The sequence below is a fragment of the Paenarthrobacter nicotinovorans genome (assembly GCF_021919345.1).
Lineage (GTDB): Bacteria > Actinomycetota > Actinomycetes > Actinomycetales > Micrococcaceae > Arthrobacter > Arthrobacter nicotinovorans.
Map to the genome: position 1 here is coordinate 2,239,576 of NZ_CP089293.1, position 26,735 is coordinate 2,266,310.

The 26,735-nt window shown below is 61.0% G+C and carries 26 protein-coding genes; 12 read left to right on the forward strand and 14 right to left on the reverse strand.

Translation table 11 applies throughout. The features are described 5' to 3' along the window. Window positions 1-3: 3 nt before the first annotated feature. Window positions 4-2,397, forward strand: coding sequence for an ATP-binding cassette domain-containing protein (locus tag JMY29_RS10440; protein ID WP_189075542.1), 2,394 nt, complete (start codon window positions 4-6; stop codon window positions 2,395-2,397). A 23-nt stretch (window positions 2,398-2,420) separates the two neighbouring features. On the opposite strand, the gene JMY29_RS10445 is transcribed toward JMY29_RS10440, so the two are convergent. The 5 genes from JMY29_RS10445 to JMY29_RS10465 all read right to left on the reverse strand — a co-directional run bounded on the left by JMY29_RS10445 (window position 2,421) and on the right by JMY29_RS10465 (window position 6,930). After that, window positions 2,421-3,908 (reverse strand): ArnT family glycosyltransferase, encoded by a 1,488-nt coding sequence (locus JMY29_RS10445; protein ID WP_229778585.1) that lies wholly within the window; start codon window positions 3,906-3,908, stop codon window positions 2,421-2,423. A gap of 581 nt (window positions 3,909-4,489) precedes the next feature. Next, window positions 4,490-5,008, reverse strand: a complete 519-nt coding sequence (locus tag JMY29_RS10450; RefSeq protein ID WP_229778584.1) for a hypothetical protein — start codon at window positions 5,006-5,008, stop codon at window positions 4,490-4,492. 418 nt (window positions 5,009-5,426) lie between these two features. Beyond that, entirely contained in the window at window positions 5,427-5,855 is a 429-nt protein-coding gene (locus tag JMY29_RS10455) for a VOC family protein (RefSeq protein ID WP_189075541.1), read from the reverse strand. Between the two features lie 89 nt (window positions 5,856-5,944). Continuing rightward, window positions 5,945-6,400 carry a VOC family protein gene (locus tag JMY29_RS10460; protein ID WP_018777672.1) on the reverse strand — a complete coding sequence of 152 codons (456 nt, stop codon included), beginning with the start codon at window positions 6,398-6,400 and terminating at the stop codon, window positions 5,945-5,947. A 152-nt stretch (window positions 6,401-6,552) separates the two neighbouring features. Next, window positions 6,553-6,930: a VOC family protein gene (locus tag JMY29_RS10465; protein WP_018777673.1), complete on the reverse strand. Its 378-nt coding sequence runs from the start codon at window positions 6,928-6,930 to the stop codon at window positions 6,553-6,555. 143 nt (window positions 6,931-7,073) lie between these two features. Here JMY29_RS10465 and JMY29_RS10470 point away from each other — a divergent pair, with 143 nt between their 5' ends. Continuing rightward, complete coding sequence (locus tag JMY29_RS10470; RefSeq protein ID WP_039241318.1) at window positions 7,074-7,463, forward strand: DUF3054 domain-containing protein; 390 nt, start codon at window positions 7,074-7,076, stop codon at window positions 7,461-7,463. Window positions 7,464-7,535: 72 nt separating this feature from the next. Continuing rightward, a complete protein-coding gene (locus JMY29_RS10475) occupies window positions 7,536-7,814 on the forward strand; it encodes an Lrp/AsnC family transcriptional regulator (protein ID WP_018777675.1) in 279 nt (92 codons plus the stop codon). A 36-nt stretch (window positions 7,815-7,850) separates the two neighbouring features. On the opposite strand, the gene trpD is transcribed toward JMY29_RS10475, so the two are convergent. Further along, entirely contained in the window at window positions 7,851-8,909 is a 1,059-nt protein-coding gene (trpD, locus tag JMY29_RS10480) for an anthranilate phosphoribosyltransferase (protein ID WP_018777676.1), read from the reverse strand. A 148-nt stretch (window positions 8,910-9,057) separates the two neighbouring features. Between trpD and ctaE the strand changes: the two genes are divergently transcribed. The 4 genes from ctaE (at window position 9,058) to qcrB (ending at window position 13,391) form a co-directional block, all read left to right on the forward strand. Continuing rightward, window positions 9,058-9,696, forward strand: a complete 639-nt coding sequence (ctaE, locus tag JMY29_RS10485; RefSeq protein ID WP_079581410.1) for an aa3-type cytochrome oxidase subunit III — start codon at window positions 9,058-9,060, stop codon at window positions 9,694-9,696. Window positions 9,697-9,783: 87 nt separating this feature from the next. Continuing rightward, window positions 9,784-10,572: a cytochrome bc1 complex diheme cytochrome c subunit gene (qcrC, locus tag JMY29_RS10490; protein ID WP_018777678.1), complete on the forward strand. Its 789-nt coding sequence runs from the start codon at window positions 9,784-9,786 to the stop codon at window positions 10,570-10,572. A 97-nt stretch (window positions 10,573-10,669) separates the two neighbouring features. Continuing rightward, a complete protein-coding gene (gene qcrA / locus JMY29_RS10495) occupies window positions 10,670-11,740 on the forward strand; it encodes a cytochrome bc1 complex Rieske iron-sulfur subunit (protein WP_018777679.1) in 1,071 nt (356 codons plus the stop codon). Continuing rightward, window positions 11,718-13,391, forward strand: a complete 1,674-nt coding sequence (gene qcrB, locus JMY29_RS10500; protein ID WP_018777680.1) for a cytochrome bc1 complex cytochrome b subunit — start codon at window positions 11,718-11,720, stop codon at window positions 13,389-13,391. Before qcrA ends, qcrB begins: the two co-directional genes overlap by 23 nt. Before the next feature lie 180 nt (window positions 13,392-13,571). Here qcrB and JMY29_RS10505 read toward each other — a convergent pair whose 3' ends face one another. Beyond that, the gene (locus JMY29_RS10505; RefSeq protein ID WP_018777681.1) at window positions 13,572-14,363 is read right to left on the reverse strand and encodes a GntR family transcriptional regulator; all 792 of its coding nucleotides are present in this window, start codon (window positions 14,361-14,363) and stop codon (window positions 13,572-13,574) included. Between the two features lie 156 nt (window positions 14,364-14,519). Here JMY29_RS10505 and JMY29_RS10510 point away from each other — a divergent pair, with 156 nt between their 5' ends. Further along, the gene (locus JMY29_RS10510; RefSeq protein WP_018777682.1) at window positions 14,520-14,813 is read left to right on the forward strand and encodes an HPr family phosphocarrier protein; all 294 of its coding nucleotides are present in this window, start codon (window positions 14,520-14,522) and stop codon (window positions 14,811-14,813) included. A gap of 125 nt (window positions 14,814-14,938) precedes the next feature. Here JMY29_RS10510 and JMY29_RS10515 read toward each other — a convergent pair whose 3' ends face one another. From JMY29_RS10515 to JMY29_RS10535, 5 genes are all read right to left on the reverse strand, one after another. After that, entirely contained in the window at window positions 14,939-15,340 is a 402-nt protein-coding gene (locus JMY29_RS10515; protein WP_018777683.1) for a cytochrome c oxidase subunit 4, read from the reverse strand. Continuing rightward, window positions 15,337-17,058: an aa3-type cytochrome oxidase subunit I gene (ctaD, locus tag JMY29_RS10520; protein WP_018777684.1), complete on the reverse strand. Its 1,722-nt coding sequence runs from the start codon at window positions 17,056-17,058 to the stop codon at window positions 15,337-15,339. The genes JMY29_RS10515 and ctaD overlap by 4 nt, the downstream gene beginning before the upstream one ends. Before the next feature lie 10 nt (window positions 17,059-17,068). Beyond that, a complete protein-coding gene (gene ctaC, locus JMY29_RS10525) occupies window positions 17,069-17,938 on the reverse strand; it encodes an aa3-type cytochrome oxidase subunit II (protein ID WP_018777685.1) in 870 nt (289 codons plus the stop codon). Between the two features lie 183 nt (window positions 17,939-18,121). Next, complete coding sequence (locus tag JMY29_RS10530; protein WP_018777686.1) at window positions 18,122-18,511, reverse strand: HesB/IscA family protein; 390 nt, start codon at window positions 18,509-18,511, stop codon at window positions 18,122-18,124. A 161-nt stretch (window positions 18,512-18,672) separates the two neighbouring features. Further along, entirely contained in the window at window positions 18,673-20,106 is a 1,434-nt protein-coding gene (locus JMY29_RS10535; RefSeq protein ID WP_039241486.1) for a dipeptidase, read from the reverse strand. Between the two features lie 125 nt (window positions 20,107-20,231). Between JMY29_RS10535 and JMY29_RS10540 the strand changes: the two genes are divergently transcribed. Continuing rightward, a complete protein-coding gene (locus tag JMY29_RS10540) occupies window positions 20,232-20,825 on the forward strand; it encodes a DUF3043 domain-containing protein (RefSeq protein ID WP_039241322.1) in 594 nt (197 codons plus the stop codon). Window positions 20,826-20,886: 61 nt separating this feature from the next. Here JMY29_RS10540 and JMY29_RS10545 read toward each other — a convergent pair whose 3' ends face one another. Next, window positions 20,887-21,966 carry a quinone-dependent dihydroorotate dehydrogenase gene (locus JMY29_RS10545; RefSeq protein ID WP_039241323.1) on the reverse strand — a complete coding sequence of 360 codons (1,080 nt, stop codon included), beginning with the start codon at window positions 21,964-21,966 and terminating at the stop codon, window positions 20,887-20,889. Window positions 21,967-22,076: 110 nt separating this feature from the next. On the opposite strand from JMY29_RS10545, the gene JMY29_RS10550 reads away from it, so the two are divergent. From JMY29_RS10550 to JMY29_RS10560, 3 genes are read left to right on the forward strand one after another with little or no spacing between them, the layout of a single operon-like run. Further along, window positions 22,077-23,717, forward strand: coding sequence for an FAD-binding dehydrogenase (locus tag JMY29_RS10550; protein WP_189075540.1), 1,641 nt, complete (start codon window positions 22,077-22,079; stop codon window positions 23,715-23,717). 9 nt (window positions 23,718-23,726) lie between these two features. Next, window positions 23,727-24,827 carry an alpha/beta hydrolase gene (locus JMY29_RS10555; RefSeq protein WP_189075539.1) on the forward strand — a complete coding sequence of 367 codons (1,101 nt, stop codon included), beginning with the start codon at window positions 23,727-23,729 and terminating at the stop codon, window positions 24,825-24,827. Further along, entirely contained in the window at window positions 24,824-25,894 is a 1,071-nt protein-coding gene (locus tag JMY29_RS10560) for an alpha/beta hydrolase (protein ID WP_189075538.1), read from the forward strand. The genes JMY29_RS10555 and JMY29_RS10560 overlap by 4 nt, the downstream gene beginning before the upstream one ends. 15 nt (window positions 25,895-25,909) lie before the next feature. Here the strand turns inward: JMY29_RS10560 and JMY29_RS10565 are convergent, their stop codons facing one another. Continuing rightward, entirely contained in the window at window positions 25,910-26,734 is an 825-nt protein-coding gene (locus JMY29_RS10565) for an isoprenyl transferase (protein WP_026267155.1), read from the reverse strand. Between the last annotated feature and the right edge of the window lies 1 nt (window position 26,735).

Below are 26,735 nucleotides of genomic sequence, written 5' to 3' on the forward strand. Positions count from 1 at the left end.
ACCATGACTATTGCTGCCGGTTCGGACACGCAATCTCCCGCGATGAACATTGCCGATACCCACGACCTCATCAGGGTCCAGGGCGCCCGCGAAAACAACCTGAAAGATGTCAGCGTCGAAATTCCGAAGCGACGGCTGACGGTGTTTACCGGCGTCTCGGGATCCGGCAAGAGCTCCCTGGTTTTCGCCACCATTGCTGCAGAATCGCAGCGCATGATCAATGAAACCTACAGCGCGTTTGTCCAGGGCTTCATGCCGTCTTTGGCACGACCTGATGTGGACGTGCTTGAAGGACTGACGACGGCGATCATCGTGGACCAGGAGAGAATGGGCTCCAACCCCCGTTCAACGGTGGGCACGGCCACAGATGCCAACGCCATGCTCCGCATTCTCTTCAGCCGCCTCGGACAGCCCCACATTGGATCTCCCAACGCGTATTCCTTCAATGTCCCCACGGTAAAGGCGAGCGGGGCGATCACTGTGGATCGCGGCGAGGGCAGGACCAAAACGGAGAAAGCCTCCTTCAACCGCCTCGGTGGAATGTGCTCACGCTGCGAAGGCATGGGCTCGGTCAACGACTTCGACCTCACAGCTCTTTACGATGAGAGCAAATCGCTCAGCGAAGGCGCGCTCACGATTCCCGGCTACAGCATGGATGGCTGGTACGGACGCATCTTCAGCGGTACAGGCTACTTCAACATGGACAAGCCGATCGCCAAATTCACCAAAAAGGAACTCCACGACCTTCTCTACCGGGAGCCCACCAAGGTCAAGGTGGAAGGAATCAACCTCACCTACGAGGGCGTGATCCCGAAGATCCAAAAGTCGATGCTTTCCAAGGACGTTGACGCTCTGCAGCCCCACGTCCGCGCCTTTGTGGAGAGGGCCATCACATTCACCACCTGTCCTGAGTGCGAGGGCACCAGGTTGAGTCCGGAGGCCAGGTCTTCCAAGATCAAAGGCAAGAGCATCGCTGACGTGTGCACAATGCAGATCACCGATCTCGCTGAGTGGATCCGCCAGCTCGATGAGCCCTCAGTCGCGCCCCTGCTCAAGGGACTGCAGCATCTCCTGGACTCCTTCGCGGACATCGGCCTGGGTTACCTTTCGCTGGACCGCCCGGCTGGCACCCTGTCCGGGGGTGAGGCCCAGCGCACCAAGATGATCCGGCATCTGGGTTCGTCCCTGACCGACATCACTTATGTGTTCGACGAGCCAACCATCGGGCTACACCCCCACGACATTGAGCGGATGAACCAGTTGCTGCTCCAACTGCGGGACAAGGGCAACACCGTACTGGTGGTCGAACACAAGCCGGAAAGCATCGCCATCGCGGACCACATCATCGACCTTGGTCCGGGGGCTGGTACCGGCGGCGGCACGGTGTGCTACGAGGGCGACCTGGACGGGCTGCGGGGGAGTGACACCATTACCGGGAGGCATCTTGACGACCGCGCCTCCATAAAGGCCACATTCCGTAAGGCCAAAGGACAATTGGAAGTCCGCGGCGCTTCAACCAACAACCTTCAGAGCGTGGACGCGGAAATTCCCCTTGGTGTCCTGTGCGTCCTGACCGGGGTTGCGGGATCCGGAAAGAGTTCACTGATCCACGGATCGGTGGCCAAGCGCGATGGCGTACTGGTCATCGATCAAGGTGCCATCCGAGGATCCCGAAGGAGCAATCCTGCCACCTACACCGGCCTGCTCGAACCCATCCGCAAGGCCTTTGCCAAGGCCAACGGCGTGAAGCCGGCCCTCTTCAGTTCGAACTCCGAGGGCGCCTGCCCAACGTGCAATGGCGCCGGCGTCATCTATACGGATCTCGGCGTCATGGCGACAGTCGAATCGACTTGTGAGGAATGTGAAGGAAAGCGCTTTCAGGCCTCCGTTCTGGAGTACAAGCTGGGGGAGCGCAATATTGCAGAAGTGCTTGCAATGTCGGTCAACGAGGCTGAAGGCTTCTTCAGCGAGGGGGAAGCGCGAACGCCTGCGGCCCACAAGATCCTGGACCGGCTCGCCGATGTCGGGCTTGGCTACCTGACGTTGGGCCAGCCATTGACCACGTTGTCAGGTGGTGAGCGGCAACGGCTCAAACTGGCCACGCAGATGTCCGAGAAGGGCGACATTTACATCCTCGATGAGCCCACCACGGGTTTGCACCTGGCGGATGTCCAAAACCTGCTGGGCATGTTGGACCGCTTGGTCGAGTCCGGGAAATCCGTCATTGTGATCGAACACCATCAGGCGGTCATGGCTCACGCCGACTGGATCATCGACCTTGGCCCTGGTGCGGGTCACGACGGCGGCAGGATAGTTTTCGCAGGAACGCCGGCTGAGCTTGTGGCTGGAAAAGCAACACTGACCGGCAAACACTTGGCCGCTTACGTAGGCGCATGACCTCTGTTGTTTGACCTGGCGTTCTACGGATAGCCGCCGGTCACAGGCGGGATCGTGTGCCCGGCTTCGACTGCTGCGTCCAGCTTCGATCGGTCAAGGCGCCAGACAACAGTCTCGCCCGAGGTGGGTCCGGTAAAGGAGTAGACCGGTTCAGCGTTTGCCTTCAGCCACTCCACGAGCTCAGGAGCTGCGTAGCCGTATCCCTCGCGCAATTGCCTGCCCTGGGTCAGGACATATTCAGCGCCCCGGTCGCTTAGCGACTTCAAGGAAGGCAGGACCTCCCAGTTAGTGTGTGGCAGCAGCGCGAATTCTTCAGTCACGGTGGTCAGGCCCACCTGTGAGTCGGAAGGCAGCCGGGTGGTCAGAAAGTCGCGTGCGCGCACCAGCCCGTCATCAACAGTCAGCCTTGCCTGCAATCCGAGGGCAAGGCTGATGACACTCATCAGCGCCGCGGCAGTAACGAGAAAAGTTCGGGCTGCGGGTCGCCGTTCAAGCACCATGGTCGCGGCGACAGGAGTGGAAATCAGGGAGGCAAGCACCACACAATAGCCGAACTGCTCCTCGGCAGCCCCGAAGAAGACGGAATATGCGCCAACGATGCCGCTGATGAACGAGTACACGCCGATGATGCGGCGAATTTGGACCCGGGACAAGGACGCCAGTGCGCCGGACACCAGCGAAAGTCCAAGGAGTATGTAACTGGTGCCGAACCGGCCGGCGAGTTCCACGAGACGTCCGGTAAGGTCCGTGCCCGTCACTGAATTGAAGCCGGTCATTTGCATAACACCGGTAATCCTGAGGACACCTACTGTCTTCTGGTCCACGAACGCAGGAAGCAAACCTGCAGAGGCAATCACGCAGAGATACACCAGGTAGGGGACCAGTGCACAGGCGAAGATCCTCATGGCGGTCATTGCTCGAAGCGTTTGGCGCCACAGCACGGCAGACAGGAGAGGACCCACCGTGAACATGACAGTCATGTCCTTGGTCACCAGTGCCAGTCCAAAAGCGAATCCGCCGGCAACTTCCAGCAGCACACGCCGGCGACCTGGCGCTTGACCCAGAGCCATCAGGACCAGCAGCCAACCTGTAAGTACGGCCAGCCCCGCTGGGGTCTCCATCATCAATCGGCCGTCCATGCGCAGCACAAACGGGTCACTTGCCAGGATCGCACCGGCGAAAACTGCAGGTACCAGGCCGACGAGCCGGCGCACCAGCAGAACGCAGACGACTACCGTCATGACGCCCACAATTGCGTTGACCCACCGCAACTGCAGGGCCAGGTCCATGGGGCCGCCACCTAGCCCCAACACTCCAATGACCATTCCGTCGAGCGCAAACAGCCCCGGGGGATGAAGGAAGAAAGGAGACCCCAGAATAGACGGAAGTTGGCCCTCCGCCATCTGCCTGGCCATTTCCGCATACGTTACTTCGTCAATGAACAGGTCATTGGCTTGCTGGACGCCGTAGACGCGAAGCAGCACCGCCAGCAATGCCAGGAGGATCGTCATGGAAGAAGGCCGCCACAACAGCCAAAGCAATGCACCCACCGATTCACTGAGCCGAACGCGTAGTTCGCTTCGTGGACCTGATTCCAGAACTCGAGTCATCAGGGAACCAACACCCCGATGCGCAGAGCGTCTCTGACCAGCCGTCTTTCCACCGTATTCATCTCCTCAACGTGACCACAGCGATACCGCCGAAGAGTTAGTGCAGCAGTGACGGGGTTTGTGTTGCAGGCAGGCATTAGGAAACGAAATCCTGAAGTCGGGAGTTCTCGAAGCTACTTCTACCCCCTAGTCTCGAACGCCGATAATCTACATTATGTAAAGTAAAGTCTCAGAGGGCCCGGCTAGACGGATGACTCTCCGCTCCCCGCCTACGCCACATCGAGTCGCCGCTTGGAAACCAGAGGGTCGCCCGGCACTACAGTCATCCGGTTATATTGACGAAATCAGTAATAACAAAGAATGCGCAGCGATGGTCTTCGCACGAACGCAAAAGAAATCAAAACGGGAATTCACTCCAATGTTGAAAGTGATCAGGGTGGGTGATCCCTCAAGGAACACCCACCCCGCGTTATGAAAGTCTTCTAATCTGTCGTACTGGTACCCGCACGACGACGCACGACCACCACGGACGCCGCGCCCGCCGCCAGCACACCGGCACCAACCAGCCCCCATATGACCATGCCGGAGTCGGCACTCGAATCCGCCACACCAACTGCCGCTCCAGCATCAGTAACACTGGAGACAGCAACGAAATCAGAGCCGCCCTTGCCATTGCCATTATTTCCGCGTCCGTGGTTGCCGTTATTCACTGCCACGCGCGCCGAACGAATATTGCCGGATGTGGCACCGACGGCGGAAATCATGTAATTGCCGGCGTTGTCGAAGGTTATGTTTGTGGAGATGGTGCCATTGCCGTCGGCGATGACGCCGAAGTTGGCTGGGGCGCTCCCCCGCGGGCCACCTCTCTTCTCGAAACTAACGTTGACAGTCTCGCCTGGGATGTATCCGCCGCCGGAAAAGGTGATCGTTTCACCACGATCGATCGTGCCGTCCGAAACGGTTCCCTGCTCATTGCCGGGCGCCGGGTAGGTACTGGCCATGGAGGACGTGGCTCCAGCGAACATGACAGTTCCTGCGAGCACAATTGTCGCAATAGTTCTTCTCATTTGCTTCCCCTGGGTTAATGAAGAATTTCAAGTGATGATTGGGCCGCTAAAAGTCTTAGCCAAATGCTTGCCGAATCCCCCATATGTCCAGCCAGCGAAACGCTATCACCGCGGGACTATCCAAACAAGCTTCAAGTGCCTCAGTTACAAGGAGTTAGCCCGTTATTTACTTGACAGTGTTGTCTCGTTTATGACAACCCTGCGACTTTCGTGACTTTATCAACTGACTATGTGACAAGCGAGTCAGTCGCATCCGGAGCAGCAATCAAAAAGGATGCCCGTCCGGTTATCCGGACGGGCATCCCTGTCGCGGCCCGCTACGGCATGGCCGTAGCGGGCATGGAGAGTGGCGCTATTGGGCCTGTTGTTCCCCGGCGATGTTGACCAACCATGCGATGCCAAACCTGTCCACGCACATGCCGAAGGTGTCGCCCCACGGAGCGCTCTCGAGCGGCACGGTGACCGTGCCGCCGTCGACAAGTTTCTCCCAGTAGCCGCGCAGCTCCGCATCGTCCGCAGCTTCACCACTCAAGGAGACAGACATGTTGTTACCCGGGTTGTACTCCATGCCGTTGGGCGTATCTGCCGCCATCAGCGTCAGGCCGTTCGGCGTCGTCAATTGGGCGTGCATGACCTTATCGGCTTCCGCAGGGTCTTGGCTGGCCTGGAAGTCCCCGAAGGTGCTAAGAGTCAATTCGCCGCCGAAGACGGACTCATAGAAATTGATTGCGTCCCTGGCGTTGTCGAGGAACGAGATGTATGGATTGAGGCGGGTGGTCATCAGTCAGTTCTCCTCATGGTTATGAAGGGTGCGCACGTCACCGTGCGGCAATGCTAACAGCGCCCAGAGGCGCCTGTCCCCCAAACTTTCTAGTCGCCGTCGTAGGCCTTTTTCAGCACCGCCAGGTCAAGTTTTCCCATCGTCATCATGGCCTCCATGGCACGGCGGGATCCGGCCTCATCCGGACCGTTCAAAAACTCGGGCATTGCGGTCGGGATGATTTGCCAGGAGACACCGAACTTGTCTTTGAGCCACCCGCACCGGCCCTCCTCTCCCCCATCAACCAGCGCGTCCCAGTACCGATCCACCTCATCTTGGTTTTCGCAGTTCACAACCAAGGAGATGGCCTCGGTGAAGCCAAGTCCCGGCCTTCCGTTCAATGCCATGAACTCCCGGCCCCCGATTTCGAATCCGACCATGATGACCGTGCCATCGGGACCCGGCATTGGCTGCCCCATGGACGCATTTGCGAACGTCGACGTGTAGAACTCCGCTGCCTCCCCCGCTTGGCCGTCGAACCACAAACAAGTGGAAATCTTCTGCATCCTGCCAACCTTCCAAAGGTCTTGGGAACCGATCGTCCCCACACGAGGCTAATAGCCCCGTTTCGTCCAAACAATGCCCGACGGCGGGTGGAGACTGGCACGCCGGACCCAACGCACAGTGTCGCAACAGGGGGCGCACCATCCAATCCAGGTCAGTCGCCCGCCGGCCTGACCCGACTGACCAGCCCGACCGTATTGCCTTCGCTGTCCTCGATGAACGCCATCCACTCCTCCGACTCCGCAGGACCCAAAAGGTCGTCTTCGTGGGCGAAAATCATGTGGGGTTCAGATATGACCCGGACGCCGCGCTCCTTAAGACCTGACACCAAGCCGTGGAGGTCACCTACCTCCAGATACAAGAGGGATGAGGGCGCGGCCTCCTCCAGAAGCAGCCGCACGCCGCCAACATCGAAAAACAGAAGTCCGGGAGGGTCGAACAGCGCCTTCGGTTCCGAGCCCAACAGTGCCGAGTAGAAGGCAGCTGCCCGCTGCAGATCGCCGGCGTGCTGGGCCACCTGGAGCAGTTTCATTCGACCTCCCGGAGCGGGGGCTGTCGGCCCCTCCCGGTCATCGTCGCCTCAGCGGTGCACTACGCGCAAGTGTCCACCGCACACCGACTTTCGGGGAACGCTCAACTTCGCGGTGGCCCTCCTCCCCCGATATTGTCAGGATCATGCTTTCAACCTCGAAATCCTGGCTTACAGCCGCGGCCGCCGATCTTCTGCTGATTCTCGTGTTCGCTGCGATCGGCCGTGACGCCCATGCCCGCGGAGACATTATTTCCGGCGCCTTCATCACAGCATGGCCGTTCCTGGTAGGCGCGTTGCTCGGCTGGCTTGTCCTGCGGGTGTGGCGTGCGCCGTTCGCCGTCTGGCCATCCGGCGTGGCAGTGTGGCTCGCGGCCGTGATCGTCGGCATGATGTTGAGGGCCGTGACGGGACAAACCGTCGTCCTGCCGTTTGTCATTGTTGCGCTGATCAGCCTGGGTGTTTTCCTGCTTGGCTTCCGTGCGGTGATTGCGTTGGTCCGTCGGGTGTCGGCAAGCCGGCAACGCCGAGCCTGATCCGATCCTCCAACCAGCACATGCACTAGGCTGGGGAGCGTCCGCAACGATGCTTTTCCGGAAAGGCCCCACGTGATCACCGCTTTTGTCCTGATCAAGACCGATGCCTCGCGCATCCCGGAAACCGCCGAACAAATCTCGGCCATCCAAGGCATCAGCGAGGTCTATTCAGTCACCGGCGAATGGGACCTCATCGCTGTTGCCCGGGTGTCCAAGCACGAGGATCTCGCGGACGTCATTGCAGATCGCTTGTCCAAGGTGCCTTCAGTGGTCCATACCACCACGCACATTGCGTTCCGCGCCTACTCACAGCATGACCTGGACGCCGCATTTGCCCTCGGTTTTGAATAAGGACTGAGCCTGCGCACGGGAAGAACGTGAGCCAAATCAGCTTTGGCTGAGGGCCGTCCATTTGGCCAGCACTCCGGCAGCCAACCCGGAATCAATCGACTCAGTTGCCCTGCCGAAGGCAGCCCGCATCCGGTCCAGCAGGCTTCCGTCAGCGTGGAGATCGAATGCCACCAACCCTGCAGCTGCGTTGAGGAGCACCGCGTCCCTGACGGGACCGGGCTTGCCGTCAAGCACTTCCCGGACGACGCCAGCATTCACCGTGGCGTCCCCACCACGGAGGTCCGCTACGGTGGACGGTTTGATACCGAGCTCGGCAGGTGTGAACACCTCTTCTGTCACGGAACCGTCCCTGATCTCCCACACCGTGGATGGCCCCGTTGGCGTAAGTTCATCAAGCCCGTCATCTCCACGGAACACAAGGCCGCGGCTACCGCGGCGGGCCAGCACGCCGGCAACAAGGGGCGCCATCCGCGCATTCGCCACGCCCACGGCAGATGCCTGGACATGTGCGGGGTTGGTCATGGGACCCAGGAAGTTGAACGCCGTAGGAACGGCCAATTCCCGCCGAGGGACTGCCGTGTGCCTGAACGAGGGGTGGAAGACTTGAGCAAAGCAGAACGTGATTCCGGCCTCTTCCGCGTTGCGCGCCACCTGGTCGATGGACAGATCCAGGCGCACACCGAGTGCCTCCAGGACATCCGCCGAGCCCGAGGTCGATGAAGCAGCCCGGTTGCCGTGCTTTACAACCTTGGCTCCGGCGCCCGCAGCCACCAGTGCCGCCATTGTGGAGATATTCACAGTGTTGAGGCGGTCCCCGCCGGTTCCAACGATGTCCAGCTTTTCACCCGAGATCGAAATGGGATTGGCATGCTGGACCATGGCCTCCACCAGACCAGCAAGCTCCTCAACGGTCTCGCCCTTGGCCCGCAAGGCCACCAGGAAGCCTGCAATCTGCGATGGAGTAGCTTCTCCGGACATGATCGTGTTCATGGCCCACGCTGTGTTGTCCACTGCAAGGTCGTCGCCGTTGATCAGTGCTGAGATGAGCCCTGGCCAGGTATTGCTGGCTGCAGGTGCCGATGCCGGAGAAGTCACTCCCTGATGCTATCGAGCCAGCCACGCCGATGACCAATGTGAACCACGCCGGGAACTTTTCCGCGCGATTTCGCGTCTTTGTAGAAAAAGTCTCCCGAATCGGTGGTTTGCATTGGGAACTCTGGACTTTTACAGACATAATGTCCTTGTGACATCTGCGACCCATGCCCCCAGTACCCCGGCGCACCCGACGCTGAACCGCCCTAACTTGGTTTCTGTTGGAACCGTAGTTTGGCTGTCCAGTGAGTTGATGTTCTTCGCCGGCCTCTTTGCCATGTACTTCACCCTGCGATCCACATCAGGACTGATGTGGGCCGAGGAGACGGCCAAGCTCAACTTCCCGTTTGCGCTCGTCAACACCATCGTCCTTGTGGCAAGTTCCTTTACTTGCCAGATGGGCGTCTTTGCCGCCGAGCGGCTCGAACCCCGCCGCACCGGCGGGCTCTTGCAGTTCACCCGCTGGGGCATGACCGAATGGTTTACCCTCACCTTCATCATGGGTGCCTTCTTCGTTGCCGGGCAGACGACGGAATACGCCATGCTCGTATCCGAGCACGTATCCCTGTCCTCCAATGCCTACGGCTCCGCCTTCTACATGACCACGGGCTTCCACGGCCTCCACGTCATCGGCGGCCTGATCGCTTTCCTGTTCATCATCGGCCGTGCGTTTGCGGCCAAGAAGTTCGGACACTTTGAAGCGACGTCGGCAATCGTCACCTCGTACTACTGGCACTTCGTTGACGTTGTTTGGATTGGCCTCTTCCTGGTCATCTACGTCCTCAAGTAAGCCCGGCTTGACTCTTTTTCTACAAGAGGCAGAATTTCAAGAAGCGGCTCACGGAGCCGACGCAGGATCGAATAAAGGAACCACCACGTGAAGGCACTCTCGCAGAAGCGACGTCACCCACTGGCAGCCATAGCGCTGCTATTGATGGGCCTCCTCCTCACTGGTGGGCTGTACGCCGTTGCCACATCTGTCAACCAGGCCAAGGCCGACACCACAAGCTACAGCGCCAGTGACGTAGAAGAAGGCGGCAAGCTTTTCGCCGCCAACTGCGCCACCTGCCACGGCATGGGTGCCAGCGGAACCCAGGACGGCCCCTCGCTGGTCGGCGTGGGTGCTGCTGCGGTTGACTTCCAGGTTGGTACCGGTCGTATGCCCATGCAGATGAACGGCCCGCAGGCCCAGCAGAAGCCCGCCCAGTTCAATGAAGAGCAGACCAAGCAGCTCTCTGCCTATGTTGCATCCCTTGGCGCAGGCCCGGCCATTCCGGAAGAGCACCTCCTGGACGGCAAGGGAGACGCTGCCAAGGGTGGCGAACTCTTCCGCGTCAACTGCGCCATGTGCCACAACGCAGCTGCTGCTGGTGGAGCCCTGACACGAGGCAAGTTCGCTCCGGCTCTTGCAGGCGTCAGCTCACAGCACATTTATGAGGCAATGGCCACGGGCCCGCAGAACATGCCCGTGTTCAACGACTCGAACGTCACCCCTGAAGACAAGCGCGACATCATCACCTTCCTGAAGACCATTGAAGCCAATGGTTCGCCGGGTGGCGCTGACCTTGGATCCCTCGGCCCGGTCTCCGAAGGCCTGTTCGTGTGGGTTGCCGGCTTGGGTGTCATCATCGCATTCACGATCTGGCTGACGTCCCGCACGTCCTGATCGCGAAGCAACGAAAACTTCTGCTGCACGATCAGCAGTTTGAAACTGAAAATAACTCGGCCCCGGCCGAGACAACGAGAGAAGGATGAGGCGAATTATGGGCAACCATAGTGACGGCAGTCCGAACCACTCGGGCACCGTAGCTACGGCTGGTCAGAATGAGGTGGAGAAGTTCCAGGATCCTGGACTCCCTCCGCATCGTTTGCGCCTGGCTGACACGGACCCGGTAGCCGCAAAGCGCGCCGAGCGTCAGGTAGCCATTCTGTTTGGCACCTCCGTCATCGGAACGCTGGTCTTCCTGGTGGCGTACTTCGCCATTGACCTTGGCGACGACACCACCATTGCAACCATCCGCACCCAGAACCTTCTTCTGGGCCTCGGCACGGCCTTCGCGATGCTCGGTATCGGCACCGGCATCGTGCACTGGGCCAAGGCCCTGATGCCCGATCACGAAGTCTCTGAAGAGCGCCACGCTATCCGTACCGAAGAGGACCGCCAGGCAGCTGTGCGCATCGTCGACGACATCGTCGAGGAAACCGGCATCAAGCGCCGTCCGCTGATCCGCAACACCCTTCTTGGTGCTGTCGCTTTGGCTCCCCTGCCCGCTCTTGCCATCTTTGGCGACTTGGGTCCGCGTCCTGACAAGGCTCTGGCGCACACCATGTGGGCTCCGGAGGGCGGCAAGCTCAAGCGCCTGACCCGCGACCCCGATGGCACACCCATCAAGGCCTCGGATGTCACCATCGGTTCGGCCTTCCACGTTATCCCCGAGGGCCTCAACGAGCTCCACGAGGGCAAGTTGAACGAAAAGGCCAAGGCCGTTGTCCTCTTGATGCGTCTGGACCCGAACTCGCTGAATCCTTCCGAGGGACGCGAGAGCTGGAGCTACAACGGAATCGTTGCTTACTCCAAGATCTGCACGCACGTCGGATGCCCTGTCGCTCTTTACGAGCAGCAGACGCACCACCTTCTGTGCCCGTGCCACCAGTCCACCTTTGACCTCACGCAGGAATGCAAGGTCATCTTCGGGCCGGCCAGCCGTCCGCTTCCCCAGCTGCCTATCGCGGTTGATGCAGAGGGCTACCTCGTCGCTACCAGCGACTTCAGAGAACCTGTAGGACCGAGTTACTGGGAGCGTGACGAGCATGAGCGCCTCATCAACAGCTGAAGCCCCCTTCGTTCCGAAGACCAAGGTTGGTAGTTTCACCAACTTTGTAGACGAGCGTGTTGGCGGCTCCGGCATCCTGCGCGAGTTCGGCCGGAAGGTCTTCCCTGACCACTGGTCGTTCATGTTCGGTGAGGTGGCGCTGTATTCCTTCGTCATCCTGCTGATGTCGGGTACCTTCCTGACCTTCTTCTTCGATCCGTCCATGGCAGAAACCCACTACCAGGGTTCCTACACGCCGTTGTACAACGTCGAAATGTCTGTTGCCTACAACTCGTCGCTGAACATCTCGTTCGATGTCCGTGGCGGTCTCTTCATGCGCCAAGTACACCACTGGGCAGCACTGCTGTTCGTGGCATCCCTCGGCGTTCACATGCTGCGTGTCTTCTTCACGGGCGCTTTCCGCAAGCCCCGCGAAATGAACTGGGTTGTGGGCGGCGTCCTGCTGATCCTCGCCATGGCTGCCGGCTTCACCGGTTACTCCCTCCCCGATGACCTGCTGTCCGGTAACGGCCTGCGCATCATCGACGGCGTGATCAAGTCGATTCCGGTCATCGGAACGTACATCTCCTTCTTCCTCTTCGGTGGGGAGTTCCCGGGTACGGCCATCATCGGCCGCCTGTATGTGCTCCACATCCTCCTGGTGCCCGCCCTCATCCTGCTGATGATCGTGATCCACCTCTTCATGGTGGTTGTCCACAAGCACACGCAGTACCCTGGCCCGGGCCGCAACGACGGCAACGTCGTCGGTTACCCCCTCGGCCCGGTTTACGCGGCCAAGGCCGGTGGCTTCTTCTTCATCGTGTTCGGTGTTCTGGCGCTCATGGCGGCAGCGTTCACCATCAACCCGATCTGGAACTACGGGCCTTACGACCCCTCCCCTGTCTCGGCCGGCACCCAGCCTGACTGGTACATCGGATTCGTCGACGGCGCCCTTCGCCTTATGCCGGGTGTCATCAACAACTTCCACTTCGAGTGGATCGTCTTTGGACACACGCTCACGCTGAACGTGCTTCTTCCGGCCCTGGTTCCTGCGGGAATCATCTTCACCGTTCTGTTCATGTACCCATGGATCGAACGCTGGGTCACCAAGGACAACCGTGAACACCACGTTCTGGACCGCCCCCGCAATGCACCCACCCGCACTGCGATCGGCGTGGCCGGTTTCACTTGGTACTGCGTTATGTGGGCCGCGGCCGGCTCGGACCTCATTGCCACTCACTTCCACGTGTCACTGAATGACGTGACGTACTGGTTGCGGACGCTGTTCTTCATCGGCCCGATCATCGCCTTCATCGTCACCAAGCGAATTGCCCTGGCTCTCCAGCGCAAGGACCGCGAAATTGCACTCCACGGTCGCGAAACCGGACGTATCGTTCGGCTCCCGCACGGCGAGTTCATCGAAGTCCACGCACCCCTGGACGAGTACAAGCGCTACAAGCTCGTAGGCTTCGAATCACCGGCTCCCCTGCCGGCGCAGCCGAACGAGCATGGCGTAGTAACCCGCAAGGAAAAGCGCCGTGCAGCGCTTTCCCGCTGGTTCTTCGAAGACCGCGTTGCTCCGGCAACGCCTGCGGAACTTGAAGCCGCGCACGCACATGGCCACCACGAGGCCATCGAAGCGGCCGACGAGCAAAAGAGCCTGAGCCACTAACGGCCCGGACCTCGACAACAGAAGGGGCACAGTCCATGCGGACTGTGCCCCTTCTGTTGTTGGATCTCAAAGAACGCTGGAAGGGGTCGGATGTCCAGTCCCACACCGATGGTGCGGAGGCCCACCCGACAGCCACCCGACGGCTACCCAACAGCCACCCGACGGTGCGCCGGGCAGGCTCTACTGCGTGGTCCGGTATCCCGATGCATAATTGCGCGTTGGACGCACTCCAGGCCGCTGCAAGGGTACCCACAGCTTGTACCTGTCGGCCCGGTAGTAGGAGACGGAATAGTCCACCATTGCACGCGCAACGAAGGCATGGCGCTGGATCTTCAGCAGCGGCGATCCGACGTCCACGTTCAGCAACCTTGCAGTGGACGGTGACGCAGCCGTTGCCTCGATCATGTCCTCGCCCCACTCCATGACCAGGCCATACCGTTCGCTCAGAACGTTGTACAGCGACGTTGGCGGGGCCTCATCGAGAAGTCCTGGAACGCGGTGTGCCGGAATGAAGTTCTCGTCCACGCTCATGGGCTCGTTATCGGCCAGGAGAAGCCGCCGGAACCGAACCAGGGGCGTTCCCTCGTCGAGCTGCAGTTCCCGCGCCAGAAACGCACTGGCTGCAATCTGTTCAAAACTCAGAACCTTGGCGGCCGGGACCATGCCGCGCCGCTGCATTTCCTCACTGTAGGAGGTCAGCTTCACCTGAAGGTCCAGCTTGGGCTTCCTCACGAAAGTTCCCAAGCCTACGACCCGCTCTATGACTTCTTCGCCGACCAGCGCATCGATGGCCTGTCGAACAGTCATGCGTGCAAGGCCAAAGCGCTCCGAGAGATCCCGTTCGGAAGGAAGGGCCGAACCCGGCGGACACGACTGCCCAATGAAGGTACGAAGGATTTCACGCAGTTGAATGTAGATGGGCGTGCTGCTGGAACGGTCAATCTCGCCAGCAATGCCGGCTGCGTCAGCCACAGCAGAAATCCAGCAATTGAGTCATGTTTCAAGGATAAGACAGACAGCCACAGGTCTAGACCAGCGGACATTGAACTGGTGGGCTTCCCGGGATGGCGGCTACTCTTGTATGGATCATTTCCTGGCGGAGTAAACCGCCGTAGCAAAGGAGCTGGCTTGCCGCAGCAGAAAGCCTTAGTCGCCGCTGAGATCGGCCTTCATGCCCGCGCGGCAGCAGTTTTTGTCCGTGCCGTCACGGAGACAGGACTGCCCGTGACAATCCGGAAGACAGACGGCAAGCCGGTCGACGCCCGATCTCTGCTCGAGGTCATGACAGAGGACTTCGGCCACGGATGTGAAGTTCTTCTTGAGGTCGCCCCCGATGCGCTCACGGACTCTCAAACTCTCTGGACGGCACGGAATGCCCTTGCTGCTCTTTCCTCCGTCCTGGAGGCTCCTGAGGCCCGCTGAGGCTACGTTGCGCGCGGATCACCCATCACACGGGGATGCCGGACGCGAAAAAGAACCCTGAATACACAAATAAGGATGGGCCCCACCTTTTGGTAGGGCCCATCCTTATTGCCGTTCTGGAACTGCTAGTGGGCGTGGTCGCCGCGGCTGTATTCGAAGACCCAGCCGATCAAGGCAACGATGGCCAGGCCACCGGCCACGTAGGTTACCCAGAAACCTACGGCCAAGCCGAGGAATCCACCTGCACACGAGAGGCCAAGAACCAGGGGCCACCAGCTCCAGGGGCTGAAGTGACCCTGCTCCCCCGCACCCTCGTGGATCTCTGCGTCAGGACGGTCCTCCGGGCGCATTCCGATGCGCTTGCCTGTGAAGCCAAGGTAAGCACCGATCATGCCTGCGAGGCCACCTACGAGCAGGATGCCGAGCACGCCAACCCACTCGGACCATTCGGTCAGGAAGCCGTACGCAATCGCTACGGGTACGAAGAAGAAGACTCCGGCTCCGAAGAGCCACGATTCAATTTTCATTTGCTGACGTCCCTCTGGTCGGCGTTACCCAGAACTGCTGCTGCGGGTGACGGAGCCTCGGCGGTGTGCACCTGGGCCAACTCCGGGTGGTGGAGATCCAGGGCCGGGCGTTCGGAGCGAATACGGGGCAAGGAAGTGAAGTTGTGGCGCGGCGGCGGGCACGAGGTTGCCCATTCCAGCGAAGCACCAAAGCCCCACGGGTCATCTACTTCAACCTTCTTGTTGCTGCGCCACGTGATGTAGACGTTCCAGAAGAACGGCAGCAGCGAAGCGCCCAGGACGAAGGAGGAAATAGTGGAGAACTGGTTCATCCACGTGAAGTTGTCCTGCGGCATGTAGTCGGCGTAGCGACGCGGCATACCTTCAACACCCAGCCAGTGCTGGATCAGGAACGTGCCGTGGAAGCCGAGGAACAGCAGCCAGAAGTGGATCTTCCCGAGACGTTCGTTCAGCATCTTGCCGGTCCACTTGGGCCACCAGAAATAGAAGCCGGCGAACATGGCGAACACGACGGTACCGAAGACCACGTAGTGGAAGTGGGCGACCACGAAGTAGGAGTCGGAAACGTGGAAGTCCAGCGGCGGCGATGCCAGGATGATGCCCGTCAGGCCACCGAAGAGGAACGTCACCAGGAAGCCGATGCTCCAGAGCATAGGCGTCTCGAATGTGATGGATCCTTGCCACAAGGTGCCGATCCAGTTGAAGAACTTCACGCCCGTCGGTACTGCGATCAGCATCGTCATGAAAGCGAAGAACGGAAGCAGGACGGAACCGGTCACGTACATGTGGTGGGCCCACACGGTCACGGACAGAGCTGCAATGGCGATGGTTGCGTAGACAAGGCCCTTGTAACCGAAAATCGGCTTCCGGCTGAAGACCGGGAAGATCTCGGAAACGATACCGAAGAACGGCAGGGCGATGATGTACACCTCGGGGTGGCCGAAGAACCAGAACAGGTGCTGCCAGAGGACGGCACCGCCGTTTTCGGGATCGAAGATGTGGGCACCAAAGCGGCGGTCAGCGCCAAGGGCGAAGAGTGCAGCTGCAAGCGGCGGGAAGGCCATGAGGACGAGGATTGCCGTCACCAGGGTGTTCCAGGTGAAGATCGGCATACGCCACATGGTCATGCCCGGAGCGCGCATGCAGATGATGGTGGTGATGAAGTTGACGGCACCAAGGATGGTTCCGAAACCGGAGAGCGCGAGCCCGAAGACCCACAGGTCACCACCGACACCCGGACTGAATGTCGTATTCGACAACGGTGCGTAAGCGAACCAACCGAAGCTGGCAGCACCCTGCGGGGTGATGAAGCCGGATACGGCGATGGTGGAGCCGAAGAGGAAGAACCAGAACGCCAGGGCGTTCAGACGCGGGAACGCAACGTCCGGGGCACCAATCTGCAACGGCATGATGACGTTGGCGAAGCCGGCGAACAGCGGGGTTGCGAACATCAGCAGCATCACGGTGCCGTGCATCGTGAACATCTGGTTGTACTGCTCTTTGGTCTGCAGGATCTGCATGCCCGGCTCGAACAGTTCTGCACGGATCAGGAGCGCCATGACGCCACCGAGGCAGAAGAACACGAACGACGCAATGAGGTACATGTACCCGATGGTCTTGTGGTCCGTGGAGGTGATCCAGTTGACGACAATGCGTCCCTTGGATTTAGGAACTACGGGAGCCTCAAGGGTCCCGGCGGATTGAGTGTAAGTAGCCACGTCGCTCCCCTTACTTTTCGTTCAGGTTCGGATTGCGGTCGTATTCCGCACCGAGCAGGCCCGTGTTGCCATCCTGGCGGAGCTTGTCCATGTGGGCCTTGAACTCAGACTCGGAGACAACCTTGACGCGGAAGAGCATTTCGGAGTGATATTCACCGCAGAGTTCGGCGCACTTTCCATCGAAGGTGCCCTCCTTGGTGGGAGTGAACCGGATGTAGTTCGTCTTGCCGGGGATCATGTCGCGCTTCTGAAGGAAGGCGGGAACCCAGAAGGAGTGAATGACATCGCGGGAGTTCAGCTCCAGGTCCACGGACTTGCCAACCGGCAAGTACAGGGTGGGGAGCAGTTCCTTGTCCACTTCGGCGCCCGTCAGGTGAGCCTGAACGCCGGCTTCGTGGAGGTCCTCGGAGATGACCTGGCCCTGCTTGTAGTTGAAGTCCCAGGCCCACTGCTTTCCGCGGACATCAACAACGACATCTGCAGGCTGTGAACGATCGTCGATCGCGCGCTGGTCCTGGTCGGTGAAGTAGAAGAACACCAGCACCATGAACAGCGGGATGGTCAAGTAGAAGACCTCGAGCGGCAGGTTATAGCTGAGCTGCTTGGGGAATCCCGTGGTGCCCTTACGGCGACGGTAAGCAATGATGCACCAGACCAGGAGGCCCCACGTGATGATACCGACTGCCAAGGCGGCGATCCATGAGTTGACCCAGAGGTCCATGATCCGGTCAGTGTGGTTGGTCGTGCCGCGCTCTGTAGGCAGCCAACCCTTCTCTACCTCTGGTGAACATCCGGTCAAAACCAACGCGCCGGCGAGTGCCAAGCCAGTGATCGAGGTGATCTTTATGCGTCGGCTGCCGGTTCGGTTCTGCGAACTCACAGACGGCCCTTCCTCTTGTTGCTGTCTCCCGGCAGGCCGAAGGCTCACCGGGCACACTAAAAGTTTTACTACCCGATGTAGAGCTTACCGCTATCAGGCGGTTTTCGCGCACATGTCAGCGCCGTGGCTCCGAACGCTTTTGAAGCGGCCCGGAGGGGCGCCGACATGCGGCGATGGCTCACATCAGTGGAACGAATCACCGCAGGCGCAAGACCCGCCGGCGTTCGGGTTGTCAATGGTGAAGCCCTGCTTCGAAATGGTGTCTTCAAAGTCGATGCTTGCACCGCTGAGGTAAGGGACACTCATCTTGTCCACGATGACCTCGACACCGTCGTAGTCACGCACAGCGTCTCCGTCGAGCATGCGCTCGTCAAAGTAGAGCTGGTAGATCAAGCCGGAGCATCCGCCAGGCTGGACTGCAACGCGCAGCCGAAGATCGGTGCGCCCTTCCTGTTCGAGGAGGCTGCGGACCTTGCCTGCTGCGACGTCGGTCAGATTGACCTCGTGCGTGGGCAGTTCGTCACTGGTGACGACCTGTGTTCCGGTGCTGTTTTCGTTGGTTGCAGTGCTCATTGGCCTACCTTCTTATGAAGCTTCTGGAGGCGGCGCCGGGACGCTGCCTGCCCTTACCCAATTACATACGGGTTATAGCTAATGCTACGTCGCGCAGACGCTTTGCTATAACTCCAGACGTAACCACTGACAGCATTTCCTTGTTCCCTGCTAAACAGGGACTAAGCCCCCAGCCCCTCGGCATTCAGACGTGCAAGCATCAACGCTTCAGCCAACACTGCGTGGCGGAAGTCGCCGATGTGGAGGGATTCGTTGGCGCTATGCGCGCGGGAATCGGGATCTTCCACCCCTGTCACCAGGATCTGGACGTCCGGATACATTTCCAGGAGGTCGGCAATGAAGGGAATGGACCCGCCGATTCCCATTTCCACCGGCTGCACGCCCCAGGACTGTTCCAAGGCCCACAAAGCGACACGGGCGGCAGATGAGGTCGTGTCGGTGCTGAAGGCGTTCCCGCGCTCCCCCGGCGTAAATGTCACCTTGGCTCCGAATGGCGCCCTCGACTCAACGTGGTTCTTCAAAGCGTCCATGGCAGCTTCGGGGTCCTGGCCAGGGGCCAGGCGCATGCTGAATTTGGCACGTGCTGCGGGAATCAAGGTGTTGGAGGCCACGTCGACGGCCGGTACATCCATGCCGATGATGGACAACGCCGGCTTGGTCCAGAGGCGCGAACCGATGGTCCCGCTCCCGGCGAGCCGCACGCCGTCGAGCACTGACGCGTCGGCGCGGTAGTCCTCTTCGGTGAGGTCGACCACCACGTCATCACGCCCCACCAGCCCGGCGACTGCCACGTTGCCGTCGTCGTCGTGGAGTGTGGCGATCAGGCGTGACAGAAGCGTAGGAGCGTCCAGAACCGGCCCACCGAACATCCCTGAGTGGACGGCGTGGTCCAGGACGCGGACTTCGAACGTGCCGTCCACCAAGCCACGGAGGCTGGTAGTCAGGGCCGGAACACCCACTTTCCAGTTGCTCGAATCGGCCACCACGATGACGTCCGAACGGAGCAGCTCCTGGTGTTCCTCAAGGAAGGTGCGGAAAGTGGGCGAGCCCGCCTCTTCCTCGCCCTCGAAGAAGAAGGTCACGCCGAGGCCGAACTTTTCGCCAAGAACTTCGCTGACGGCGCTGTAAGCAGCCAGGTGGGCCATGATGCCTGCTTTGTCATCGGCCGCACCGCGCCCGTACAGACGGCCGTCCCGTTCTTCCGCCATAAAGGGCTCAGAGGTCCACAGATCCCGGTTACCCGGCGGCTGTACGTCGTGGTGGGCGTACAGAAGGATGGTGGGCTTGCCGTCCGCGGCGGGTCGACGGGCGACGACGGCAGGGCCGCCGGGGGTACCGTCGGCTTTGTTGCACCTCAGGATACGGACGTCCGGCATGCCGGCGGCCTGTACCAGGGAAGATACGGCCTCGGCACTTCGATCGAGTTCATTGGGGTCGAAGCTGGGCCATGCAATGCCGGGAATGGACACCAGGTTCTTCAGGGAATCCATGGTGGAGTTGAAGGCCTCGTTGACCGCCTTCTCCAGTTCCTCGACCGGGATGTCGCCGGAGTGCTGTTGCTTGTTCTGCGGGTTCTCCGCATGCGCTGAAGTCATGGCCCACACTTTACCTCCGGGTAACAAGCCCCCGCGGGATGCAAGGCCGGGCTGACCGGACCCATAACCCCGGCCAACCTCCCACGAGGTAACGTGCGCCACCTCGCCGAGGGTATTCTGTATGGGTGTTCGGACGTAAAAAGGAAGAGCCCAGCGCTCAGTCAGTAGTAGACCAGGCCTACGCCACCGCCCCGGGACCGGGTGCCGGTAAGGGCACCCCTACGCCCAAGCGGAAGGCCCAGGAAGCAGCCCGGAAACGCCCCCTGGTGCCCACCGACCGCAAGGCCTCGAAGGCTGCGGAAAGGGTGGCAATTCAGGACCAGCGCCAGAAAATGCGCCAGGCCCTGGACACCGGTGACGAGAAGTTCCTCCCCCTACGGGACAAGGGACCCCAGAAGCGGTACGTGCGCGACTACGTCGATGCCCGTTTCAGCCTGGGCGAATACCTCATGTTCGGAGCTTTGCTGTTCGTCGTGATCTCGCTGATCATTCCGCCCACCAGCGCCGGCATCAGCTACGTCCTTGTCGGCTTCTGGATCATGTTCCTCGCAGTCTTCGTTGACGTGTTCATCCTGTCGCGCAAGCTCCGCAAACAGCTGACAGCAAAATTCGGCGAGGTTGAGCGCGGATCCGTTTGGTACGGCTGCATGCGTGCGCTCCAGTTCCGCAAGCTTCGCCTGCCCAAGCCACAGGTGAAGCGCGGGCAGTACCCGGCCTAGTAGCCACACCATTCAAAAGGAGACCCCGGACCATTGGTCCGGGGTCTCCTGCTTTTGCGCTTTAGCGGGATGACCGCTTGCGGAGCTTTACCAGGCCCTTGTTGATGCGGGAAACCCAGAACGGACCTTCATAGAGGAAGGCCGTGTATCCCTGCACCAAGGTTGCTCCGGCATCCAGCCGGTCCTGCACATCGCGGGGTGTCTCTACGCCACCAACAGCGATGAGAACGAGCTGATCGCCGACCGCTTCCTTGAGGCGGCGCAGAACCTCCAGGGAGCGCTGCTTGAGGGGCGCCCCGGACAATCCACCGGCACCGAGGGCATCAACCTTTGCGGGATCAGACATGAGGCCGCCCCTGGAAATCGTGGTGTTGGTGGCAATGATGCCATCAAGCTTAAGGTCCAGCGCCAGGCGGGCGACATCGTCAATGTCTTCATCGGACAGGTCCGGAGCAATCTTGACGAGCAGCGGCACATGCCGCCCCGCGGACTCATCGGCGGCGTCGCCGACGGCCCTCAGGAGCGGGCGGAGGGTTTCGACGTTCTGCAACAGACGGAGGCCAGGCGTGTTCGGTGAGCTGACGTTGACCACCAGATAATCCGCCGCCGGAGCCAGGGTCCTTGCACTCACCAGGTAGTCCTCAGTGGCGTCCTCCAGCTCCACTACCTTGGTCTTGCCGATGTTGACCCCGATGATTGGCCGTGTGTCACGGTACTGCCTTTGCAAAGCAGCCCGTGCCGACTTAAGCCGCGGCGCAACTGCCGCGGCGCCGTCGTTGTTGAATCCCATGCGGTTGATAACAGCGCGGTCCTCGATCAGGCGGAACAGCCGGGGCTTCTCGTTGCCCGGCTGAGCTTGTCCGGTGATGGTGCCAACTTCCACATGGCCGAAACCGAGCTCGGACAGGGCCTCAATGCCGTGGCCTTCCTTGTCGAAGCCGGCGGCCAAACCGAACGGCGACGGAAAAGTGAGGCCCAACGCCTCCGTCCTTAAGGAGGCATCAGGCGCAGTCAGCTTTGCCAGGATCCGGCCGGCGCCCGAACGGTGGGCAAGCCGGATTCCCTGGAAACCGATCTTGTGGGCCTTCTCGGCATCCATCCAGGAAAAGGCCAACTTGAAGAATGTGGGGTAAACACGCATGATCCTAGTTTTGCCGTTCGGGGACTACTCGCCAAACCCGTGACCATGGAAGCCGCTAGCATGTACGCATGCCGCCGGTAGATAGTGACGCACATCATGAACATCAGCCCATGACTGCCGACATCGCAGTAGTCGGCGCCGGCCTGTCGGGGCTCGTGGCCGCTGCCACAGCGTATGCCGCCGGAAAGAGCGTCATCGTGCTGGACCAGGAGCCGGAAGCCTCGCTCGGCGGTCAGGCCCACTGGTCCTTCGGCGGCCTCTTCATGGTCGACACCCCGGAACAGCGCAGGCTCGGCGTCAAGGACAGTACCGAGCTCGCGTTGTCTGACTGGTTCGCCTCCGCCGCTTTCGACCGGCCCGCCGATACGCAGGCGCGGGCCTGGGCCGAGGCCTATGTCAACTTCGCAGCCGGCGAGAAGAGGAGTTGGCTCAGGAACCTGGGCGTCGGCATCTTTCCATTGGTCCAGTGGGCGGAGCGGGGAGGCTACGGACCGCAGGGTCATGGCAATACGGTGCCCCGCTTCCACGTCACGTGGGGAACAGGTCCGGCGCTCGTCCAACCCTTCCTGGCCAAAGTGCAGGAGGGTGTAGCCGCGGGAAAGGTGCGGATGTGCTTCAGGCACCGCGCCGCAGCCCTGACGACGACGGCGGGAAAGGTCACCGGGGTGGCCGGCCAGGTCCTGGAACAGTCGACGGCGGTCCGGGGCCAGGCATCGTCCAGGGTCACCGTCGGAGACTTCGAAGTGAATGCGGGGGCGGTGGTGGTGACCACCGGAGGGATCGGCGGCAACCACGAGGTTGTCAGGCGGCAATGGCCAGGGGGAAAGGCGCCTGCGGAGATGCTCAGCGGTGTGCCCGCGTCAGTGGACGGCGGGTTCCTTCCGGCGGTAGCGACAGCGGGTGGCTCGTTGATCAACGGTGACAGGATGTGGCACTACCCGGAGGGAATCCGCAATTATGATCCCGTCTGGCCACAGCACGGCATCCGCATCCTTCCGGGCCCGTCGTCCCTGTGGCTGGACGCCACCGGAGCCCAGCTGCCCGCCCCGCTGTTTCCCGGCTTCGATTCACTGGGCGCTTTGCGCCACATTGTCGCGACCAACCACGGGTATTCCTGGTTTGTCCTTAATCGGACCATCGCGCTCAAGGAGCTTGCCCTGTCCGGATCGGAACAGAACCCGGATCTGACCGGCAAGGATGTCCGTCTGTTGGCTTCACGCCTGAAACCCGGCGCCGACTCCCCCATCCAGCGTTTCCTGGACAAGGGCGAAGACTTCATCCAGGCCGCATCGGTGCGGGAACTCGCTGCAGGGATGAACAAACTAACCGGCAACCAGCTGATCAATGCCGGGTCCCTTGAGGCCCTGGTCCAAGCACGTGACCGCCAAGTGTCCAGCGGCTTGGGAAAGGACCCCCAACTCGCGGCAATCAGGGCTGCACGGCGATTTGCCACGGATAAATTGATGCGCGTCGCGCCCCCGCACCGTCTGATGGACCCGGCTCACGGCCCCATAATAGCCATCCGCCTGTCCGTCCTCACCAGAAAGAGCCTTGGCGGCCTCCAGACGGATCTGAAGTCCAGGGTGCTCAACGATGACGGTCAAGCCATAGCGGGCCTCTACGCTGCCGGCGAGGCGGCGGGGTTCGGCGGAGGCGGCATCCACGGGTACCGTGCCCTGGAAGGAACCTTCCTCGGCGGCTGTCTCTTCAGCGGGAGGGCCGCGGGGCGGGAAGCCGCCGCCAGTGTCTAAGCTAGGGCCATGGAGTGGACCCCTGACATCCTGGGAAAGGACTTTCAATCCTGCAGTTTTGAGGCGGCAGGGCCTGACGGCGTCGTCCGCCGCGCCACTCTGATCCGTCACAGGGCGGAACTGCCTGCCCGGCCGCACGAAGGTCCGGGGGCTGGAAACGCCCCCTATGGTGCCGTGCTGTTCCTGCACGGTTGGAGCGACTACTTCTTCAATACGGAGTTGGCCCGGTTCTGGGCGGGCCAGGGTTACGACTTCTATGCCCTTGACATGCACAACCACGGACGAAGTCTTCGATCGGACAGCCCGGGTGGCTACGTGGCTGACTTGGCCTACTACGACGCCGAAATCGACGGAGCCCTGGAACTCATCCGTGCTGACCGTGCCGGCGTCCCTCCGGGCAGTCTGACCTTGATGGGACACTCAACCGGAGGATTGATTGCAGCGCTATGGGCAAGCCGGCATCAGGACAAACTCCAATTCTTGGTCCTCGACAGTCCATGGCTGGAAATGCACGGTCATTCGTTGGTTCGTCGTGCCGTGCACACTGTGCTGGCGCCCTTGGCCAAACTTCGTCCTGAAACCATACTGAGGCTGCCGGAGAGAGGCTTCTACTTCCGGAGCATCAGCAGCAGCGCCGAGGGTGAATGGGCGCTGGACGAGAAGTACCGGCCCCCGCTTGCCTTCCCTGTCCGGGCAGGCTGGCTCAGCGCCGTCTTCGCGGGCCATGCGCTGGTATCGCAAGGGTTGAACCTGCAGATGCCGGTCTTGGTCCTTACATCTGCGGCCAGCGCCAATGGCATGGTGTGGCAGGAATCGATGCGTCGCTCCGATGCCGTCTTGGATGTCGGCATTATCGCCCTCCGGGCCATGGCACTGGGCCGGACAGTCACCCTGGAACGCATTGATGGCGGGCTCCACGATGTCTTCCTTTCGGCACCTGCAGTGCGGCAGGACGCTTATGCGAGGCTGGGCCGCTGGATCAGTGGATACATGCGCTATGGCGGCCCGCAAGGCAGCGTGCCGGAAACCACCGTGCCGGAAACCACCGTGCCGGAGCACCCGGCCCAGGAACACCACAGCATGGAACACCAACAGAAGGGGGATGCATGACGGCTACAGGTAACGCCGGAATACAGTGGGGGCCGGATGTACTGGGCCACAACTACGAGAGCCTGGATTTGCCCTTGGGGACTGACGAAGAGGGCCCGGTCAAAGCCACCTTGGTGCGGCACTCGCCACCCACCGGGGACACCGCCCCGCACGGAATCCTCGACTTCCTGACGACCTTCGCAAAAAGAAAGCGCCGTACTCCGCCCGAGTCCGGCGGGGCGCCGCGAGCGGTGCTCTACCTCCACGGGTGGGCAGACTACTTCCTCCAAACCGAGCTGGCCGAGTACCTTAACGCGTCTGGTTTTATGTTCTATGCCCTGGACCTCCGCAAATTCGGCAGAAGCCTGCTCCCGGGACAAACCCCCGGCTACACCTCGGATCTCGGTGTCTACGACGAAGACCTGTCCGCGGCCCTCCGGGCGATTGAAGCAGATGTGGCAGAACGGACCAACAACCCTGTTCCGCCTACGATCCACGTGATTGCCCACTCCCTTGGCGGGCTGATCGCGGCACTCTGGGCCGACCGCAACCCGGGCAAGGTCGGCACCCTCGTACTTAACTCCCCCTGGCTGGAACTCCAGGGCAGCAGCCTCGTCCGCAGCATCGCCATGCACCTGGTGGAACCTTTTGCCCGCACGGACCCGAAACGACCCTTCCGCTTCCCGGAAATGCCGGCGTACTGGGAGAGCGTCAGCAATGAGGCACACGGCGAATGGATGTTGGACCCGGTCTGGCGTCCGCGCACGTCCTTCCCCATTCGCGCCGGTTGGACCAAGGCAGTACTGGCGGGGCACGCGGCAGTGGAGCGCAAGCTGAACATTGACGCACCTGTCCTGGTTCTCCTGTCTGGTCGCACCAGGATTCAGGCGGAATGGACCTCGGACCTTATGCGCGCAGACGCCGTCATCGACGTCGAACAGACCTCCCGGCGTGCTCTCGGCCTTGCCCGGCGGACAGCAGTGTTCCGGTATCCGGGTGCGCTCCACGACGTCTTCCTGTCCCGTCGCACTGTCCGGCAGCAGGCGTACCGGGACGTCGCCGTCTGGCTGGCTGCCTACCCGTATTGATGTAGCCCACGTGTGCTATTCCGCTGCCGGGGCAGCATCGACGGCCCCGCCGTAGCGTCTGTCCCGTTTGGCGTAGATTTCGACGGCGTCCCACAAGGTGCGCCGGTCCACATCAGGCCACAGGGTGTCCATGAAGACGAACTCCGCGTAGGCGGACTGCCAGAGCAGGAAGTTGGACAGTCGCTGCTCCCCCGAACTCCGGAGGAAGAGATCCACGTCCGGGAGATCGGGCTCGTCCAGATACCTCTGTATGGTCTTCTCCGAGACAGAGCCAGGCTTCAAGCGGCCGGCTGCGACGTCCTGCGCAATGGCCGATACGGCATCGGCAATCTCGGCCCGCCCGCCGTAATTAACACACATGGTCAAGGTACAGGTGTCATTGCCCTTGGTGTATTCCTCGGCCTCTTCGAGTTCCTTGATGACCGAACCCCAAAGCCGCGGCCGCCGGCCGGCCCACCGGATCCGGACGCCCCAGTCGTCCAGCTGGTTCCGCTGCCGCCTTAACACATCCTTGTTAAATCCCATGAGGAAGCGGACTTCCTCGGGCGAACGGCGCCAGTTCTCTGTAGAAAAAGCGTAGACGCTGACGTACTTGATCCCCAGTTCGATGGCTCCGGCCATCACATCAAGGAGGGCAGGTTCGCCGGCCTTGTGTCCCTCGATCCGTGGCAATCCACGCTGGTTCGCCCATCGGCCATTGCCATCCATGACGATGGCCACGTGCTGCGGGATAAGCTCACTTGGAATTGCTGGCGGCACCGCTCCGGATGGATGCCCGTAAGGAGCGACGACCGGCGCAGTCCTTGCCGCTGTTGTCTTGCTTTTCTTTCCAAGTGCCACT